The organism is Actinomycetota bacterium, from assembly GCA_036280995.1.
Lineage (GTDB): Bacteria > Actinomycetota > CALGFH01 > CALGFH01 > CALGFH01 > CALGFH01.
The window spans coordinates 25749-42825 of the sequence record DASUPQ010000223.1; the positions used below are offsets into that span (position 1 = coordinate 25749).

The 17077-nt window shown below is 75.0% G+C and carries 16 protein-coding genes; 2 read left to right on the forward strand and 14 right to left on the reverse strand.

Annotated features, from left to right (window positions below):
* Positions 1–5: 5 nt before the first annotated feature.
* The 3 genes from VF468_07165 to dapB form a co-directional block, all read right to left on the reverse strand.
* Entirely contained in the window at positions 6–587 is a 582-nt protein-coding gene (locus VF468_07165) for a hypothetical protein (protein HEX5878085.1), read from the reverse strand.
* Between the two features lie 75 nt (positions 588–662).
* Positions 663–2327: an FAD-dependent thymidylate synthase gene (locus VF468_07170; protein HEX5878086.1), complete on the reverse strand. Its 1665-nt coding sequence runs from the start codon at positions 2325–2327 to the stop codon at positions 663–665.
* On the reverse strand, positions 2324–3121 hold the full coding sequence (gene dapB, locus VF468_07175) for a 4-hydroxy-tetrahydrodipicolinate reductase (protein ID HEX5878087.1): 798 nt from the start codon (positions 3119–3121) through the stop codon (positions 2324–2326). The genes VF468_07170 and dapB overlap by 4 nt, the downstream gene beginning before the upstream one ends.
* A 96-nt stretch (positions 3122–3217) precedes the next feature.
* Here dapB and VF468_07180 point away from each other — a divergent pair, with 96 nt between their 5' ends.
* Together VF468_07180 and VF468_07185 are read left to right on the forward strand one after the other, a co-directional pair.
* Positions 3218–3943, forward strand: coding sequence for a GNAT family N-acetyltransferase (locus tag VF468_07180; GenBank protein HEX5878088.1), 726 nt, complete (start codon positions 3218–3220; stop codon positions 3941–3943).
* 43 nt (positions 3944–3986) lie between these two features.
* Positions 3987–4991 (forward strand): molybdopterin-dependent oxidoreductase, encoded by a 1005-nt coding sequence (locus VF468_07185; protein ID HEX5878089.1) that lies wholly within the window; start codon positions 3987–3989, stop codon positions 4989–4991.
* A gap of 34 nt (positions 4992–5025) precedes the next feature.
* Here the strand turns inward: VF468_07185 and VF468_07190 are convergent, their stop codons facing one another.
* The 11 genes from VF468_07190 to infB form a co-directional block, all read right to left on the reverse strand.
* Positions 5026–5694, reverse strand: coding sequence for a TIGR00730 family Rossman fold protein (locus VF468_07190; GenBank protein HEX5878090.1), 669 nt, complete (start codon positions 5692–5694; stop codon positions 5026–5028).
* 50 nt (positions 5695–5744) lie between these two features.
* Positions 5745–7016: a pitrilysin family protein gene (locus VF468_07195; protein ID HEX5878091.1), complete on the reverse strand. Its 1272-nt coding sequence runs from the start codon at positions 7014–7016 to the stop codon at positions 5745–5747.
* Positions 7017–7020: 4 nt separating this feature from the next.
* The gene (locus tag VF468_07200; protein HEX5878092.1) at positions 7021–9237 is read right to left on the reverse strand and encodes a polyribonucleotide nucleotidyltransferase; all 2217 of its coding nucleotides are present in this window, start codon (positions 9235–9237) and stop codon (positions 7021–7023) included.
* A gap of 270 nt (positions 9238–9507) precedes the next feature.
* The gene (rpsO, locus tag VF468_07205; GenBank protein ID HEX5878093.1) at positions 9508–9774 is read right to left on the reverse strand and encodes a 30S ribosomal protein S15; all 267 of its coding nucleotides are present in this window, start codon (positions 9772–9774) and stop codon (positions 9508–9510) included.
* A gap of 165 nt (positions 9775–9939) precedes the next feature.
* On the reverse strand, positions 9940–11247 hold the full coding sequence (locus VF468_07210; protein ID HEX5878094.1) for a BtrH N-terminal domain-containing protein: 1308 nt from the start codon (positions 11245–11247) through the stop codon (positions 9940–9942).
* Positions 11248–11388: 141 nt separating this feature from the next.
* On the reverse strand, positions 11389–12375 hold the full coding sequence (locus VF468_07215; GenBank protein ID HEX5878095.1) for a bifunctional riboflavin kinase/FAD synthetase: 987 nt from the start codon (positions 12373–12375) through the stop codon (positions 11389–11391).
* Complete coding sequence (truB, locus tag VF468_07220; GenBank protein ID HEX5878096.1) at positions 12372–13238, reverse strand: tRNA pseudouridine(55) synthase TruB; 867 nt, start codon at positions 13236–13238, stop codon at positions 12372–12374. Before truB ends, VF468_07215 begins: the two co-directional genes overlap by 4 nt.
* Positions 13239–13252: 14 nt before the next feature.
* Positions 13253–14245 carry a bifunctional oligoribonuclease/PAP phosphatase NrnA gene (locus VF468_07225; protein HEX5878097.1) on the reverse strand — a complete coding sequence of 331 codons (993 nt, stop codon included), beginning with the start codon at positions 14243–14245 and terminating at the stop codon, positions 13253–13255.
* Complete coding sequence (rbfA, locus tag VF468_07230; GenBank protein ID HEX5878098.1) at positions 14242–14628, reverse strand: 30S ribosome-binding factor RbfA; 387 nt, start codon at positions 14626–14628, stop codon at positions 14242–14244. The genes VF468_07225 and rbfA overlap by 4 nt, the downstream gene beginning before the upstream one ends.
* Positions 14629–14633: 5 nt before the next feature.
* Positions 14634–14924 carry a DUF503 domain-containing protein gene (locus tag VF468_07235; protein ID HEX5878099.1) on the reverse strand — a complete coding sequence of 97 codons (291 nt, stop codon included), beginning with the start codon at positions 14922–14924 and terminating at the stop codon, positions 14634–14636.
* A 53-nt stretch (positions 14925–14977) separates the two neighbouring features.
* Positions 14978–17077: translation initiation factor IF-2 (infB, locus tag VF468_07240; GenBank protein HEX5878100.1), on the reverse strand; the 2100-nt coding region annotated here is incomplete at its 5' end.

Consider the following 17077-nt stretch of genomic DNA (forward strand, 5'->3'; position numbering starts at 1 on the left):
GGGGCCTAGGCGGGGGCGAACCGCAGCAGGCGCCAGCTGCCGTTGCGCTGGACCAGGGTGCAGCGGCAGAGGGCGGCGGTGGCCTTGGTCGCCCGGACCTGGCGGCCCGAGCCGGTGACCAGGCGGGCCGGGGAGCGGCCGAGGCGGGCGACCACCACCCAGGTGCCGTTGCCGGGCCGGTAGGCGTCGAAGACCTTGACCGGCATGCGCAGGCCGTCCAGGCGGCGGCCGGCGTCACGCAGCCGCGCGATCTCGGCCCGGTCCCTGGCCAGGCCGGGAGCGCCGGGCGCGTAGACCGACTCGAGCAGGCGTGGGTCGCGCTCGCGCAGGGCGATCTCGCGCAGCAGCATCAGTTCCCGGAAGCGGGAGACGACCCGGTCCTTGACGACCAGGGTGGCCGACGCGGAGGCGGGGGAGGCGGCCTCCGGGTCGGCGCCGGGGTCGGGCACCGGGGCCGCCTGCCGGGTCGCGAGCACGCCGAGGGCGCCGGCGGCGAACAGGCTCACCAGGACGATGGCGACGAAGGCCAGGCCGACGGCGCCTTCGGCGCTCGGCTGGGAGGGCGACGGACCGGGCTCGGTCTGCATAAAAGGAAAAAATGCGCAGGGACCAAAGCATGCTACGACGCGGGCAAACCCCTGACAATCGTCCGGTGCCGCCGATCAGGGCGCGTTGGCCGAATCGTTACGCCGCGCCTCGAGGCGGCGCTCGGCGCCCAGGCGGCCCAGCCCGGCCTCCCCGCCGGGCTCGTCGTGGACGACGAAGCGCATCGCCTCGGCGATGCCCCGGTGCCCGGCCTCGGTCGCCACCAGCCGGTGCATCTGCTGGGCGACCAGGCGGTAGGCGCGATGCCCCTGGGGGGTGGAGCGCAGCTCGGCCAGGTGCATCAGCTCGCGGGCGTTCATGGTCATGGCGAAGCGGACCCGGTGGGCCAGGCCGACGGCGTAGGCGGCCTGGGCCGGGAACCGGGGGGCGAGGGCGGCGTACAGCCCCGCCGAGGCGTCCATGGCGGCCTGGAAGCGCCCGGCCAGCCCGGCCTCGGCGACGTCGCCGGGCAGGTCGTAGCCGAGGCCGGGGGTGAGCGGCTGCCACACGATCGTGCACATCCGGTGGCGCTGGAGGTCCCGGAAGGCGCCGTAGTCGGCGACGACGTCGAAGGTGTAGACGGCCCGCTCGAACGCCCGGCCGGGACGGTGGCGGCGGTTGCGGCGCTCGCCGACATAGGCGGCCAGCAGCCGGGCCCGCTCCTCGGCCCCGAGCCCGGCCACCCGGGCGGCCACCTCGGCCTCCCCGATCCCAAGGTTGGGGTAGGCGATCGCGGTCAGGACCTTGTCCTCGCCGGCCGGGTCGAACTCGGTGAGCCGGACCGACGGGCCCGGCTGGGCGGCCGGGGGGGCGTCCCCCAGGACGGCCTCCACCACCTTGGCCGTCTCGGCGGCCGTGTCGGCCAGGTAGCGGGACCAGGCCACCCCCCGGTCCTCGCGGTCGACCCGGTGCAGGAACGCGGGGATGACCTGCCGCAGCTCCTCCAGCAGCAGGTCGGCGTAGCTGCGGGCCTCGGGCAGGGCGGAGGCCCGCAGCCGCAGCAGCAGCGCCTCGTACGCCTGCCCGGTGGCGAAGATGCCCAGGTTGGAGGTGGTGGCGGCCGGCAGCAGGCCGCGCAGGGCGTCCAGGGCCCTGGCCTTGACCGCGCGCCGCCAGGCGGCCTCGCTCGACCCCGGCTCGTGGGGCACGACCGCGGCCAGGTGGTCGGTCATCGCCGGCAGCAGCTCGGCGTAGGTGGCGAACAGCCCGTCCATCACCCGCCGGTACTCCGGACCGAGGTCGCTGGCGTCGACGTCCGGGTCGAGGTGGTAGCGCCAGCGCCCGCCGGGCCGGTCGGCGTAGGAGACGTAGCGGGTCGACTGCTCCAGGTAGGCGGCCAGCCGCCCCCACTCCAGCTGCTTGGTGAGCAGGTTGGAGGCCTGCTCGCAGGCCACGTGGGCCCCGCCGAGCTGGGCCACCGAGTCGTCCCCGTAGTCGAGGAATACACGCTCGTAGAGCGCCTCCGCCCTGGCCACGCCGACCAGGCTCGCCTCATCGACCGGGGGGGCCGAAAGCGCCCCCCCGGACCCCTCCCGCTCGACCTGGTCGGCGAACTCGTCCAGGAACAGCCGGCGCAGGGTCTTGCCCGAGCGGGAGTAGCGGGCGAACAGGGCGCCCTTCACCGTCTCGGGCAGGTTCCGCAGGGCGAACACGGGTCGGTCGAGGTTGGTCACGTACGGGGCCAGGCGGGCCCGCTCGTCGTCGGTGAACTCCTCGGCCCAATAGGCCGGGTGGGCGGTCACGAGAGCCCCAGCAGCGGCTCGAGGCCGGTGGTGAGCCCTGGCCGGGCCGCGACCTCCCGGACGGCCAGCAGCACCCCCGGCATGAACGACGACCGGTCGAGCGAGTCGTGGCGCAACGTCAGGACCTCCCCCTGCCCGCCGAAGATGACCTCCTGGTGCGCCACCAGGCCGGGCAGCCGGACCGAGTGGACCCGGACCCCGTCGACCTCGCCGCCCCGGACGCCGGACACCGACTCGGCGCCCGGGACCGGCCCCGGGTCGCCCTCGCGGGCGGCGGCGATCGCCCTGGCCGTGCGCAGGGCCGTGCCCGAGGGGGCGTCGGCCTTGCCCTGGTGGTGCAGCTCGATGACCTCCGCGGCCGGGTAGAAGCGCCCGGCCACGGCCGCGAAGTGCATGGCCAGCACCGCCCCGAGGGCGAAGTTGGGCGCCCAGACGGCGTTGCCGTGGTCGGCCTTGCCGGCCAGGGCGGCCAGCTCGTCCATCAGCTCGGCCGGCAGCCCGGTCGTCCCCGACACCAGGTGGATGCCCTCCCCCAGCAGCCCCCCGGCGGCCGCGGCGGTCGCCTCGGGCCGGGAGAAGTCGACCACCACCTCGGCCCCGGCGGCGACCAGGTCGGTCACGTTCCCGGCGACCCCCAACCCCTCGGGCGCGTCGGGCACCAGGTCGCGCAGCGGCCGGCCGACCCCGGTGGCGCGGGCGACCACGGCGACCAGCTCCAGGCCGGGTGCTTCCAGCACCGCGTTACATACAGACAGCCCCATCCGCCCCGTCGCCCCGAGCACCCCGACCCGCACCCCGCCGCCTCCTTCGCCGTCGCCTGCCGACCGCAGGCAGGATAGCCGGTCGCCGCGACCTGCTTGGCGACCGGCGAAGTTGGTTACGCTGTTGCCATGCTGGATCTGGTCGACAACGAGGCCGTGGTGCTCGCCGTGCTCGGCGACCGCTACCGGCTGCCGGTGGAACGGCTCGTCCCGGGCGAGGTCGCCGTGGCCGAGGCGACGCACCCGGGCATGCCCGTGTGCGCCCTGGCCAGGGGGGGCGGGGCGGTGGTCGCGGTCGAGCCGGCCTGGAGCGGGCTGCTCCGCCGGCACCTGGACGGCCCGGCGTCGCTGGGGACGGCCCTGGCGGCGGTGGCCGGCGCCGCCGGCGGCCAGCACTTCTCCTGGGTCGCCCGCACCGGGGTGGCCATCCCGCCCCCCGAGGCCGAGGTCACGGTGCTGGACACCACCGACCCGCGGCTGCCGGAGTGGGTCATCGGCCACTTCACCGGCGAGGCCTGGGTGGTCCTGGGCGACGGCGGCCGGGTGCTGTCGACCGCCGTCCTCAAGCGCTACGACGACCGGCTCCGGGAGATCTCCGTCGGCACCAGCGAGGCCGCCCGCGGCCGCGGCCTGGCCAAGGCGGTGACGGCCGCCGCCGCCCGGGCGGTGCTGGCCGAGGGCCGGGCCGTCCTCTACAACCACGACGCCACCAACCACACCTCGGCCCGGGTCGCCGAGGCGGTCGGCCTGCACGAGTTCGGCCGCTGCCACGCCGTCGTCACCGGCAGCGAGCCCGGCCCCGAGGTCGCCGACGACGCCACGAAGGCCCAGCCGGGAGGGTCAACCTCAACCTGAGGGTCACCCGCACACGGCAACCATCTCGTCCTACAGTGGGACCATGGGGGCACGCCGGACCAACCTGGCCCTGCTGATCGTGCTGGTGGCGGCCCTGGCCACCGGGGCGCTGGCGTTCGCCGCCGGGACCGGGTGGGGACGGCCGGTGGTGATCGCCCACGGCCTGGCCGGGCTGGCCGTGCTGGTCCTGGCCCCCTGGAAGTCGGTCGTCGTCCGCCGCGGCCTGGCCAGGCGGCCAGGCCCGGGCCGGTGGGCGTCGGTGGCCTTCGGGGTCCTGGTGCTGGTCGCGGTGGCGGCCGGCCTGGCCCACGCCACCGGGGCGGCGGCCAGCCTCGGGCCGGTCAGCGCCATGCAGGTCCACGTGGGCGCCGCCCTGGCCGCGGTCCCCCTGCTGGCCTGGCACGCCGCCGTCCGCGGCGGGCCCAGGGCCCGCCGCACCGACCTGTCCCGGCGGGCCCTGCTGCGCGCCGGCATCGTCGCCGGCGGGGCCGGCCTGCTCCTCCTGGCCGTCGAGGGCGCGACCCGCCTGGCCGCCCTGCCCGGCGCCCGCCGCCGCTTCACCGGCTCCCTGCCGGTGACCGACCCGGCCCGGATCCCGGTGACCCAGTGGCTGGACGACCGGGTCCAGGTGCTCGACCCAGCCGCCTGGCGGCTGCGGGTCACGGCCGGTGGCACGACCCGGGACTGGACCTACGAGGAGCTGGCCGGCTTCGGCGACCGGGTCGAGGCCGTGCTCGACTGCACCGGCGGCTGGTACGCCCGGGCCACCTGGGAGGGGGTCCGCCTGGACCGCCTGCTCCCCCCGGGGGCCGCGGGCGACGTGGTGGTGACCTCGGCCACCGGCTACCGGCGCCGGCTCCCCCTGGCCGACGCCGGCGCCCTGCTCCTCGCCACCCGCCTGGCCGGCCGCCCCCTCAGCGCCGGCCACGGCTTCCCGGCCCGCCTGGTCGCCCCCGGCCGCCGCGGCTTCTGGTGGGTCAAGTGGGTGGCCTCGATCGACCTCGACCCGGCCCCCTGGTGGCGCCAGCCGCCGTTCCCGCTGACCTGACGCAACCTTTGAGCCGGTCCAGGCGCCCGCCTGGTCAGCGCTCGACCGTGGCCCCGCCGGCGCGGCGGGGGGGCGGGTCGCCGGGGAGCGCGGTCCAGTCCTCGAGGGCGGCCTCGGGCACGGGGGCGCCGCGGCCGTCGAAGGGGCCGGCGATCGGGGACGGGCCGGACTCGGCCAGGTCGACCGCTTCGGCGGCGGTCCTGGCCACCTGGAACAGGGCGCCCTCGCCAAGGGGGGCGAAGCCCTGGGCGACCATGTCGGCCACCATGGCCAGGAACGGGTCCCAGTAGCCGGCCCCGTTGACCAGCACGATCGGCCGGTCGTGGAGGCGGAGCTGGCGCAGGGTGAGCACCTCCAGCAGCTCCTCCAGGGTGCCGAACCCGCCTGGGAGGGCGACGAAGGCGTCGGCCCGGGCGTCCATCTCGGCCTTGCGCTCGCGCAGGGTCTCGGTGACGAGCAGCTCGTCGGCCCGGTCGTAGGCCAGCTCGCGGTCGACCAGCCCCTGGGGGATGACCCCGACCACGGTGCCGCCGTGCTCGTGGACCGAGCGGGCGAGCTCCCCCATCAGGCCGACGTTGCCGCCGCCGTAGACCAGCCGGTGGCCGCGCCGGGCCAGCTCGCGGCCCAGGTCGCGGGCCGCGGACCGGTAGGTCTCGGGCAGGCCCCCGGCCGAGGAGCAGAAGACGCAGACCGACCGGCGCACTTGGCGGTCGGAACCAATCGAGCGTCCGCCGAAGGCGGACCCCATGCCGTTCATCTCACGTACTGGGCGAAGCCGTCGTCGTCGAACGGCCCGATCAGGGCCAGGGCGCGGGGGCCGGTGCCGAGGACCTCCTTGGCCACGGCGCGGACGTCGGCGTCGGTGACGGCGTCGACGCGGCGGATGACCTCGTCGACCGAGAGGATCTCGCCGAAGGTCAGCTCCGACTTGCCCAGGCGGGTCATGCGGCCGGAGGTGTCCTCCATGCCCAGCACCAGCGACCCCTCCAGGTGGCCCTTGCCCCGCTCCAGCTCGGCCTCGGTCAGGCCCTCGGCGACCACCCGCTCCAGCTCGTCGCGGACGATGGCCAGCACGTCGTGGATGCGCTTGGGCGCGGCCCCGGCGTAGACCGAGAACGAGCCCGTCTCGGTGTACTGGGCGGCGTAGGAGTAGATCGAGTAGACCAGGCCCCGCTTCTCCCGCACCTCCTGGAACAGCCGCGAGCTGACCCCGCCGCCGAAGGCGACGTTGAGGACGCCGAGGGCGAAGCGGCGCGGGTCGGCGCGGGACAGCCCGCGGCTGCCCAGCACCACGTGGGCCTGCTCGGTCGGCTTGCGCCGGACCGCGACCCCGCCGTTGACCCGCGGCTCGCGCCGGCCCTCGCGGGGGCCGATGGGATCGCCCGCCCCGGCCTCGCCGAACGCCTCGGCGACGAGCTCGACCACCTGGTCGTGCTCCAGGCTCCCGGCCGCCGCCACCACCAGGTTGCCGGGCACGTAGTGGCGCCGCCAGTAGCGGGCGATGGCGTCGCGTCGCATGTTGGTGATCGAGTCGACCGTGCCCAGCACCGGCCGGCCCAGCGGGTGCCCTCCGAACAGGGTCTCGGCGAACAGGTCGTGGACGACGTCGTCGGGGGCGTCGTTGTGCATGCCGATCTCTTCCAGGATGACGGTGCGCTCGGCGTCGACGTCGGCGGCGGCCATCTTGGAGAAGCGCAGCATGTCGACCAGGACGTCGACCGCCAGGGGCAGGTCGCGGTCGAGGGTCCTGGCGTAGAAGCAGGTGTACTCCTTGGAGGTGAAGGCGTTGGTCTCGCCGCCGACCGCGTCCATCGCCTCGGCGATGTCGCGGGCCGAGCGCCGGCGGGTGCCCTTGAACAGCAGGTGCTCCAGGTAGTGGGAGGCGCCGGCCAGGCGTGGGGTCTCGTCACGGGACCCCACGCCGGCCCAGATGCCGAGGGTGACCGAGCGCACGGCTGGCATGCGCTCGGTCAGGACCCTCAAGCCGCCCGGCAGCTCGGTGCGCTCGAACCCGGCTCCGGTCACCGCCTCAGCCTTCCTCGCCGCCGCCGTCGGCGGCCGGGGCGCCGGTGCCGGCGTTGGCCTCGCCCTCGCCCTCCTCGGCCAGCTTCAGGGAGATGCGGTTCTGGCGGTCGACCTCCATCACCTCGACGAGCAGCTTGTCGCCGACGTTGACGACGTCCTCGACGGCCCGCACCCGCTGCCCCTTCTTGCCGAGGCGCGAGATGTGCAGCAGGCCGTCCTTGCCCGGGGTGAGCGAGATGAAGGCCCCGAAGGTGGTGGTCTTGACCACCGTGCCCAGGTAGCGCTCGCCGACCTGGGGCATGACCGGGTTCATCTGCTCGCGGATCATCTTGAGGGCGATGTCGAGCTGGTCGCCGTCGGTGGCCCCGATGTAGACCCGGCCGTCGTCCTCGATCGAGATCTCGGCGCCCGAGGTCGACTGGATCTCGTTGATCCGCTTGCCCTTGGGACCGATCAGCTCGCCGATCTTGGCCACCGGGATCTGCTCGACATGGACCCGAGGGGCGAGCCGGTTGAGCTGCTCGCGCGGGCGGTCGATGGCCGCCTGGATGACGTCGAGGATGACCATGCGGGCGTCACGGGCCTGGGTCAGGGCGCCGATCAGGACCTCGCTGGGGATGCCGGTGAGCTTGGTGTCGAGCTGCAGGGCGGTGACGAACTCGCGCGTGCCCGCGACCTTGAAGTCCATGTCGCCGAAGGCGTCCTCGGCGCCGAGGATGTCGGTCAGGGTGACGTACTCGCCGCCCTCGGCGATCAGGCCCATGGCGATGCCGCCGACCGGGGCCTTGATGGGCACGCCGGCGTCCATCAGCGACAGGGTGGAGGCGCACACCGAGGCCATCGAGGTCGAGCCGTTGGAGCTCAGGACCTCCGAGACCAGCCGCAGCGCGTAGGGGAACTCCTCCTTGTCCGGGATCACCGGCAGCAGGGCCCGCTCGGCCAGCGCGCCGTGGCCGATCTCGCGGCGCTTGGGCCCGCGCATGAAGCCGACCTCACCGGTGGAGAAGGGCGGGAAGTTGTAGTGGTGCATGTAGCGCTTGCGGTCCTCGGGGTCGAGGGTGTCGACGATCTGCTCCATGCGGACCATGCCGAGGGTGGTGATGTTCAGCACCTGGGTCTCGCCGCGCTGGAACAGCCCGGAGCCGTGGGCCCGGGGCAGGATGCCGACCTCGGCCTCGAGCGGCCGGATGTCGCGCGGCCCGCGGCCGTCGATCCGCTTGGCGTCCTTGACGACCCGCTGGCGGACCAGCTCCTTGGTCAGGCTGCGGAAGGCGGCCGAGGCCTCCTTGTCGCGGCCGGCCAGGGCCTCGCCGAGCTGCTCGGTCGCGGCCTGGACGGCCTCGGCCTTGAGCTCGTCGAGGCGGACCTCCCGCTCGGCCTTGTCGCCGATGGTGATGGCCTCGCGCACCTGGGCCTCGACCGCGGCCCGGACGGCCCCGGCCACGTCCTCGCCGTACTCGGCGAACAGCGGGTACTCGCGGGGCTGGGCGCCGGCCTGGCGGACCAGCTCGACCTGGAGCTGGCAGGCGGTGGCGATGTGGGTCTTGGCCAGCTCGAGGGCGAGCCCGAGGGCCTCCTCGGTCGGCTTGGGGGCGCCGGTCTCCTCCATCAGGCGCGTGGCCTGCTCGGTCGCCTCGGCCTCGACCATGAGGATGTCGACCCCGCCGGCCTCGTTCTGGCGGCCGGCCACGACCATGTCGAAGGTGCACTCCTCGAGCTCGGAGTAGGTCGGGTTGACGATCCAGTCGCCCGCCTTGCGGCCGAGCCGGACGGCCCCGACCGGGCCCGAGAACGGGATGCCGGCCAGCTGCACGGCCGCCGAGGCGCCGTTGATGGCGAGCACGTCCGAGAGGTTCTCCATGTCGGTCGACATGATGGTGGCGACCACGTGGATCTCGTTGCGCATCCCCTTGGGGAACGAGGGGCGCAGCGGCCGGTCGACCAGCCTGGCCGTCAGGATGGCCGTCTCCGACGGCCGGCCCTCACGACGGAAGAAGCCGCCGGGGATCTTGCCGGCGGCGTACATGCGCTCCTCGACGTCCACGGTGAGGGGCATGAAGTCGAGCTGTTCCTTGGGATGCTTGGCCGCCGTGGCGGTGACCAGGAGCTGGGTCTCGCCCAGCCCGATGACGACGGCGCCGCCCGCCTGCTTGGCCAGCTTGCCGGTCTCCAGATAGAGCTCGCGGCCGCCGACGGCGCCTTGCACACGATGAACTGCCATAGATGTGGATCTCTCCCTCTTCCTCTGCCGCCCCGCGCCTGGCGGGGCGAACCCATGCCCGGCCGCGGTCGCGGCCGGAGCGGCCTGCTCGGGCGGGAGCCGGGGGCGAGGTGCCAGTTCTCAGTCGAAAGGCCTGGGCGATGCTCGTGGCTCGGCGTCCAGGGCTCACCACTGACAACTGACATCGGCCGGGGCGATCCCGGTCGGCAGGGTCCTGCTCAGCGCGCCAGGGGCATCACCGTCCTCTGCACCCTGGTCCGTCCACCCCGGTCAGCGGCGCAGCCCGAGGCGCTCGATGAGCGCCCGGTAGCGGGCGACATCGTTGTTCTGGAGGTAGCGGAGCAGCCGCCGGCGGCGGCCGACCATCTGCAGGAGCCCGCGACGCGAGTGGTGGTCGTGCTTGTGGACCTTGAGGTGCTCGGTGAGCCCGTTGATGCGCGTGGTGAGCAGGGCCACCTGGACCTCGGGCGAGCCGGTGTCGCCCTCCTTGGTCGCGTACTCGGTGATGATCTTGGCCTTGTCGTCCTTGACCAGCATGCTGCTGCCTCTCCCATGACGGCTGCGGATTCTGCCCGGGGGCCCCGGCTGGCGCTGTAACGGCGCGGCCAGGGGTCCCGCGTCCCGGACGGTCGCCGGGCCGATCGGCCCAGCCACCCGCGCCAGGGTAGCACGGGCGGGTCGCTGGGCGCCGGAACCCGCTGCTCAGGAGCCCACCGCGGCGGCCAGGACGGCCAGGGCGGCCTCCTCGGCCTCGCCGGCGGCGGTGACGGCGGCGGCCAGGGCGGCCAGCAGGGCCTCGGCGTCGGTGTCGCCGGGGAACTGGTGGCGCCAGCGGTCGCGCAGGGCCCACAGCCGGGCGGCGGTGGCGGCCGCCTCCTCCTGGGCGGCGTCGCCCGCCTCCACCTGGGCCTGGAGCCGGACGGTGAGGCGGCGGGCCTCGGCGAACGGCTCGCGGTCGGCCGGCATGGCCGTCTCGGCCACCACGTGCCAGGCGGCCTCGGCCTCCCGGTAGGCGGCCGCGGCCTTGCCGAGGCCGGGGGCCTCCAGCAGCCCGGCAGCCTCGTCCAGGAACTGGGCGTACAGCCCGCGCAGGTTGCCGCCGCCCCAGCCGACCGGCTCCACGTTCTCGTACACCGACAGGCAGGCGTCGAACAGGCTGACCCGGTCGGCGAACACCTTCGGCCAGGCCTTGGCGTTGCCGCCGTCGGTGAGCAGCCGGGCCCACTTGCGGAAGGCGGGCAGCGAGAACGAGTCGGACCGCTGGGAGAGGTGCTCGACCTGCTCGGCCAGGCCGTCGCGGACGGCCCGGCGCAGCCGGTCGGTGTCCAGCTCGGCGGCCGGGGCGTCCAGCACCAGCAGCCGGTGCTTGTAGGACCCGACCCGGGCCCGGGCCGCGGCCAGGGCGTCCAGCGACACCGTCAGCGGAGCCCGGTTGCGGTCGTCGATCAGCACCGTGCTGGCGGCCTCGTCGATGCCGTAGACGGTCACCGGGGGGCCGCCGTGGCCCTCCAGCCAGGCCGGCAGGTGCCGGTAGCCGAGGAGCTGCTGGTCGGCCCAGGCGATCGCGGGAACGCCCTGGCCGACGGCGGCTCGCAGCTCGTCGTCGGCCCTGCGGGCCGAGCCGGTCTCGTGCATGGCCGCCGGGACGCCCAGGCGGGCGCAGGTCTTGGTGGCCCAGCGGTCCGGGTACTGCCAGGAGTTCCGGAACCCGAACACCAGCGTGCGCACGTCGTGGGCCTTGAACTCCCAGAGGATGTAGCCGGCGCCCAGCCCGCCGCCGGCCCCCAGCACCATGGCCTCGGACAGGGGCTGGCCGGTGTGGGGGGCGACCAGGCCCCGGTTGGCCAGCACCCCGGCGATGGCGTGGGTGTCGGGGTGGACGCCGCCGAGCAGCCGGTAGGAGGCCGGCGGCAGGGCGTTGAGGACGTGGCGCCGGGCGGTGGTGTAGCTCTCCCCCGTCCTGGCCATGCGGGCGCGGATGCGCTCCTTCAGGTGCTTGTGCGCGGTCATCGATGCTCCTTCGGCGGCGGAGCGGCCGGCCGGGCCCACGCCCCGTGCCACCCCGCCGGCGATGGAGTCGACCAGCGCCAGACGATCCCGAGGACAGCCATCCCCTTCGCCCCCGCCATGCCGGGCCGCGTGGGGGCCCGGTCAGGGGGTCGGGCGTGAGAACCCGCCGGTCCGGACTGTACCACCCGGCGGTGACGGGAGCAGCCGTCGGGCCTGGTCGATGTCGGCGCGCATCTGGGCCACGAGCTCGTCCACCCCGGCGAAGGTGGCCTGGCCGCGAAGGTGGTGGGTGAAGCCGACCGACACCTGGTGGCCGTAGAGGTCGGCGTCGAAGTCGAGCACGTGGGCCTCGACCCGCCGGTCGGTGCCGAACTGGGGGTTGGTGCCGACGCTGATCGCCGCCGGCCGGGCGATGCCGTCGGCGTCGTCGGTGAGGTGCCCGGCGTAGACGCCGTCGGCGGGGAGGGCGATCCCGGCGGGGACGGCCAGGTTGGCCGTGGGAACCCCCAGCAGGGGCCGGCCGCGGCGGTCGCCAACGACCACCTCGCCCTCGACCGCGTACGGGCGGCCCAGGGAGGCGGCCGCGGCGGCCACGTCGCCCTCGGCCAGCTCGGCCCGGACCCGGGTGGAGGACACGACCTGGTCGCCGTCGGTGTGCAGGGGCACGGCCACGACCTCGATCCCGCGGGGGCGGCCCAGCTCGGCCAGGAGGGCCGGGTCGCCGGCCGCCTTGTGGCCGAAGCGGAAGTTCTCGCCGACCACCACCGCACGGGCGGCCAGGGCGTCGAACAGCACCTCGGCGGCGAACACCTCGGCCCCGACCTGGGACAGCTCCCTGGTGAACGCCAGCACCAGGACCACGTCCATGCCGGCGGCGCCGAGCAGCTCGACCTTGCGGTCCAGGGTGGTGAGCAACGGCGGCTCGCTCCCGGGCCGGAGCACGGCCAGCGGGTGCCGGTCGAAGGTGACCGCCGCCGCCGGCAGGCCCCGGGCCGCGGCCTCGGCGGCCACCCGGTCGAGCAGGGCCCGGTGCCCCCGGTGGACCCCGTCGAACATCCCCACGGTGGCCACGGCCGGCCCCAGGTCCTCCGGCACGGCCTCGACCCCGTCGAATCGCCTGACGGTCACGCCAGCACCACCTTGGGGCGGGCGCGGCCGGCGCTGTCCTGGATGACGGCGACCAGGCGGCCGTCAGGGCCGACGGCGGCCACCGGGTCGCCGCGGCCCGTCGGGTCGAGGGTCCGGCCGGTGGCCAGGGCGGACGCCTCGGCCGGGGTCAGGGCGCGGACCGCCGCCGGGTCTATCGCCGCCGCCGGCTCGAGCACCGCCGCCGCCAGCTTCCCCTCCTCGGCCAGGTCCTCCAGGCGGTGCGCCTGGTCCTCGGTGAAGCGGCCGACGGCCGTGCGCCGCAGGCCGGCCAGGTGGGCCAGGGTGCCGACGGCCCGGCCCAGGTCGGCGGCCAGGGACCGGACGTAGGTCCCGCCCGAGCAGACCACCTCGACGGTGGCCAGCGGCCGCTCTCCGGCGCTGAAGCCGAGCAGCTCCAGCGCGTGGACCACGATCGGGCGGGGCGCCCGCTCGACCTGCTCGCCCCGGCGGGCCTTGGCGTACAGCCGCTCCCCGCCGACCTTGATCGCCGACACCATCGGCGGGACCTGCTCCTGGGGGCCGACGAAGCCGGCCATGGCGGCGCGCAGGGCCGCCTCGTCGACCGCGTCGGCGTCGGCGGTGGCGGTGACGGTCCCGGCCGCGTCCAGGGTGTCGGTCTCGGCCCCGAAGGCGACCGTGGCCAGGTAGCGCTTGGGCTCGGTGGGCAGGAACGGCAGCAGCCGGGTGGCCCGGCCCAGGGCCAGGACCAGCACCCCGGTGGCCGGCGGGTCGAGGGTGCCGCCGTGCCCGACCCGGCGCTGGCCGGCCAGCCGGCGCACCCGCGCGACCACGTCGTGGGAGGTCATCCCGGCCGCCTTGTCGCAGACCAGCACCCCGTCCACGCCCGGCCGCCCTCCTACCCGGTCAGGCCAACGCCCAGGCCGACCAGCTCCTTGACCAGGGCGGACACCGCCGCCTGGGCGTCGGAGTCGGTGGTGTAGCCGGCGGCGTACTTGTGCCCGCCGCCCCCGAACGAGGTGGCCAGCCGGCCGACGTCGGTGGCCCCCTTGGAGCGCAGGGAGACCTTGTAGCCACTCTCCGGCTGCTCCTTCAGCACGGCGGCCACGTCGCTGGCCCCGTCGGTGCGGACCAGGTCGATCAGGCCTTCGGTCTCGTCCATCTCGACCCCGTGGGCGGCCAGGTCGGCCAGGTCGACCCGGGTCCAGACCAGGGACGCCTCCGGGACCTGGGCGATGCGCCCGAGGGCGTCGGCGACCAGCCGCAGGTAGGCGATGTCGTTGGTCTCGAACACGGCCTTGGCGACCTCGTACTGCTGGACCCCGGCGGCCAGCAGCTCGGCGGCCAGGTGGTGGGTCTCGGGGGTGGTGGCCTGGTACTGGAAGCGCCCGGTGTCGGTGACCAGCCCGGTGTAGAGCGCGGTGGCGATGTCGGTGTCGAGCGGGAGGTCGAGGCGGCGGAGCAGCTCGCGGCAGAGCACGGCGCTGGCCGGCGACACCGGGTCGATCAGGTTGACGTCGCCGAAGCGGGTGTTGGAGGCGTGATGGTCGACGACCACGGTGCGGGCGGCCCCCCGGAAGGCGTCGACCAGGGTGCCGAGGCGGTCGAGCGAGCCGGCGTCGAAGCAGAGGAACAGGTCGGCGTCCAGCGGCACCTTGCCGGGTGGGACCAGCCGGTCCAGCCCGGCCAGGAAGCGGTAGTGGCGGGCGATCACGAACGGCTCCGAGAAGCTCACCACCGCCTCGCGGCCGGCGTTGGCCAGGGCCCGGTGCAGGGCCAGAGCGGAGCCGAGGGCGTCGCCGTCGGGATGGATGTGGCAGGAGATCACCGCCACCTCGGCCTGGGCGATCGCGTCGACGGCCGCCTGCCAGTCCTGCTCCGGGATGCTCACGCGCCTGACCCCTCCTGGTCCGGTACCGGCGGGGTGGCGCCCAGCTCGGCCAGCAACCGGTCGATCCGCGCACCCTGGCCGGGCACGGTGTCGGGAACGAATTCTAGCGTCGGCGCATGACGGAGCCGCAGCTGCGAGGCCACGAAGGTCCGGGCCTGGGGGGCCGAGGAGGCCAGCCAGGCCTCGGCGGCGGCCCGCTGCTCGTCGTCGCCGAGCACGGTGAAGAAGACGCTGGCGTGGTGCAGGTCCTCGGTGACGCGGACGTCGGTGACGGTCATCAGGGCGCCTGGCTGGTCGGCCTGCTCGGCCTCCAGCCATTCGCCGGCCAGCCGCCTGATCGTCTCGGCCAGGCGGCGGGCTCGGGGGTAGCTGGGCTTCGCCATCGGGTTCAGTCCTCGGGTCCGTACATGGTCACGTCGCTGGCCAGCAGCTCGACGCCGGGCGTGCGCTCCGCCTCCCGCTCGGCCGACACCAGCACCCGGCGGGCGTGGAAGCCCTCGCCGGCCACCGTGGCCACCGCCAGGGTGGCCCGCTGGCGCAGGTCCTGATGATCGACCTCGGCGACCGCGCAGTTGAGCTTGCGCAGGGCGGCAGCCAGGCCTTTGACGACCGAGCGCTTGTCCTTCAGCGACTCGGCGTCGGGCAGGCGCAGGTCCAGACGGAGCAGGGCGACGAACATGGCAGCAGGGGTGGCCCGGGGCCGGCCGGCAACGCCGGCCCGGGGCCGTCGGGTTACCGTGGGACCTCGACCATCTCGTAGGCCTCGATCTGGTCGCCTTCCTTGACGTCCTGGAAGTTGTCCAGGCCGATGCCGCACTCGTAGCCGGCGGCGACGCTGCGGGCGTCGTCCTTGAAGCGGCGCAGCGAGCCGATCCGGCCGTCGTAGACGACCACGCCGTCGCGGACCAGGCGGGCCTTGGCCCCCCGGGTGATCTCGCCCGAGGTGACGTACGACCCGGCGACCAGGCCGACCCGGGGCACCCGGAAGGTCTGGCGGACCTCGGCGGTGCCGAGCTGGCGCTCCTCGTACTCGGGGGCGAGCAGGCCCTTGAGGGCCTTCTCGATGTCCTCCACCACCTGGTAGATGACCGAGTACAGGCGGATGTCGACGCCCTCCCGGCTGGCCAGGTCGCGGGCGGCCGGGGTCGGCCGCACCGAGAAGCCGATGATGATGGCCCCCGACACCGAGGCCAGGCTGACGTCGTCCTCGGTGATGGCCCCGGCCGCCTTGTGGAGCACGCGCAGCCGGACCTCGGGGATCTCGATCCGGCCCAGGGCGTCGTCGATGGCCTCGACCGAGCCCATCACGTCGGCCTTGATGATCAGCGGCAGCTCCTGGAGCTGGCCCTCGCGGATCCTGGCGAACAGGTCCTCCAGGCGCGGGGCCCGGCTGGTGGCGATGGCCGCCTGGCGCTGGCGGGCCTCCCGGGTCTGGGAGATCCCGCGGGCGATGCGCTCGTCGGTGACCGCCCTGACCTCGTCGCCGGCGCTCGGCGGGGCCGACAGGCCGATGACCACGACCGGCTGGGCCGGGACGGCGGCGGTGACCTCCTTGCCGTTCTCGTCGAACATGGCCCGGACCCGCCCGAAGGCGGTCCCGGCGGCCACCGCGTCCCCCACGTGGAGGGTGCCCCGGCGGACCAGGATGGTCGCCACCGGGCCGCGGCCCTTGTCCAGGTGGGCCTCGATGACCGAGCCCTGGGCGCGCCGGTCGGGGTTGGCCTTGAGGTTCAGCTCGACGTCGGCGACCAGCAGGATGGTCTCGACCAGGGTGTCGAGGTTCTGCTGGGTCTTGGCCGACACGTCCACGAACTGGGTCTTGCCGCCGTACTCCTCGGCCACCAGGTCGTACTCGGTCAGCTGCTGGCGGACCTTGGCCGGGTTGGCGTCCTCCTTGTCGACCTTGTTGACCGCCACCACGATCGGCACCCCGGCCGCCTTGGCGTGGTTGATCGCCTCAACGGTCTGGGGCATGACCCCGTCGTCGGCGGCGACCACCAGCACGGCCACGTCGGTGACGGCCGCGCCCCGGGCCCGCATGGCGGTGAACGCCTCGTGGCCGGGGGTGTCGATGAAGGTCACCAGGCGGCCGTCGGCGCCCGCCCTGACCTGGTAGGCACCGATGTGCTGGGTGATGCCGCCGGCCTCGCGGGCGACCACGTCGGTGTTGCGGATGGCGTCCAGCAGCTTGGTCTTGCCGTGGTCGACGTGGCCCATGACGGTCACGACCGGCGGGCGGGGACGGAGGTCCTCGTCCTTGTCGGCCTCGGTGTCCTCCCAGCCCTCGATCTCCTGGAGGGCGTCGGCCTCGCTCGGGTCGACGACCTCGATGCGGGCGCCGATCTCCTCGGCCAGCAGGGCGACCGCCTCGTCGGACATCGACTGGGTGGCGGTCAGCATCTCGCCCATCTGCATGAGCACGCGGATCAGGTCGCCGGCGGGCTGGCCGAGACGGTCGGCCAGGTCCTGGACGGTGACCCCGCGGGGCACCCGGACCAGGCCCTCCACCGAGATGTCGGGGTTGGCCTCGATGGTCGGGGCCCCCATGGCCTCGAACTCCTCGCGGCGACGCCCGCCGCGGCGCTTCTTGGGACGCCCGCGGCCGCCGCCGAAGCGGGAGCCGCCGGGACGGCCGAGACCGCCGCCGGGACCACCGGGACGGCCACCGAAGCCGGGGCGGCCACCGCCGCCCGGGCCGCCGGGACGGCCGCCGGGCCCGCCGGGACGGCCACCGCCGACACCGGTGCGGCCGGCGCCGCCGGGACCACCCGGCCGGCCGCCGTAACCGCCGGGACGGCCGGCGCCACCGCCGGGGCCGCCGGGGCCGCCGGG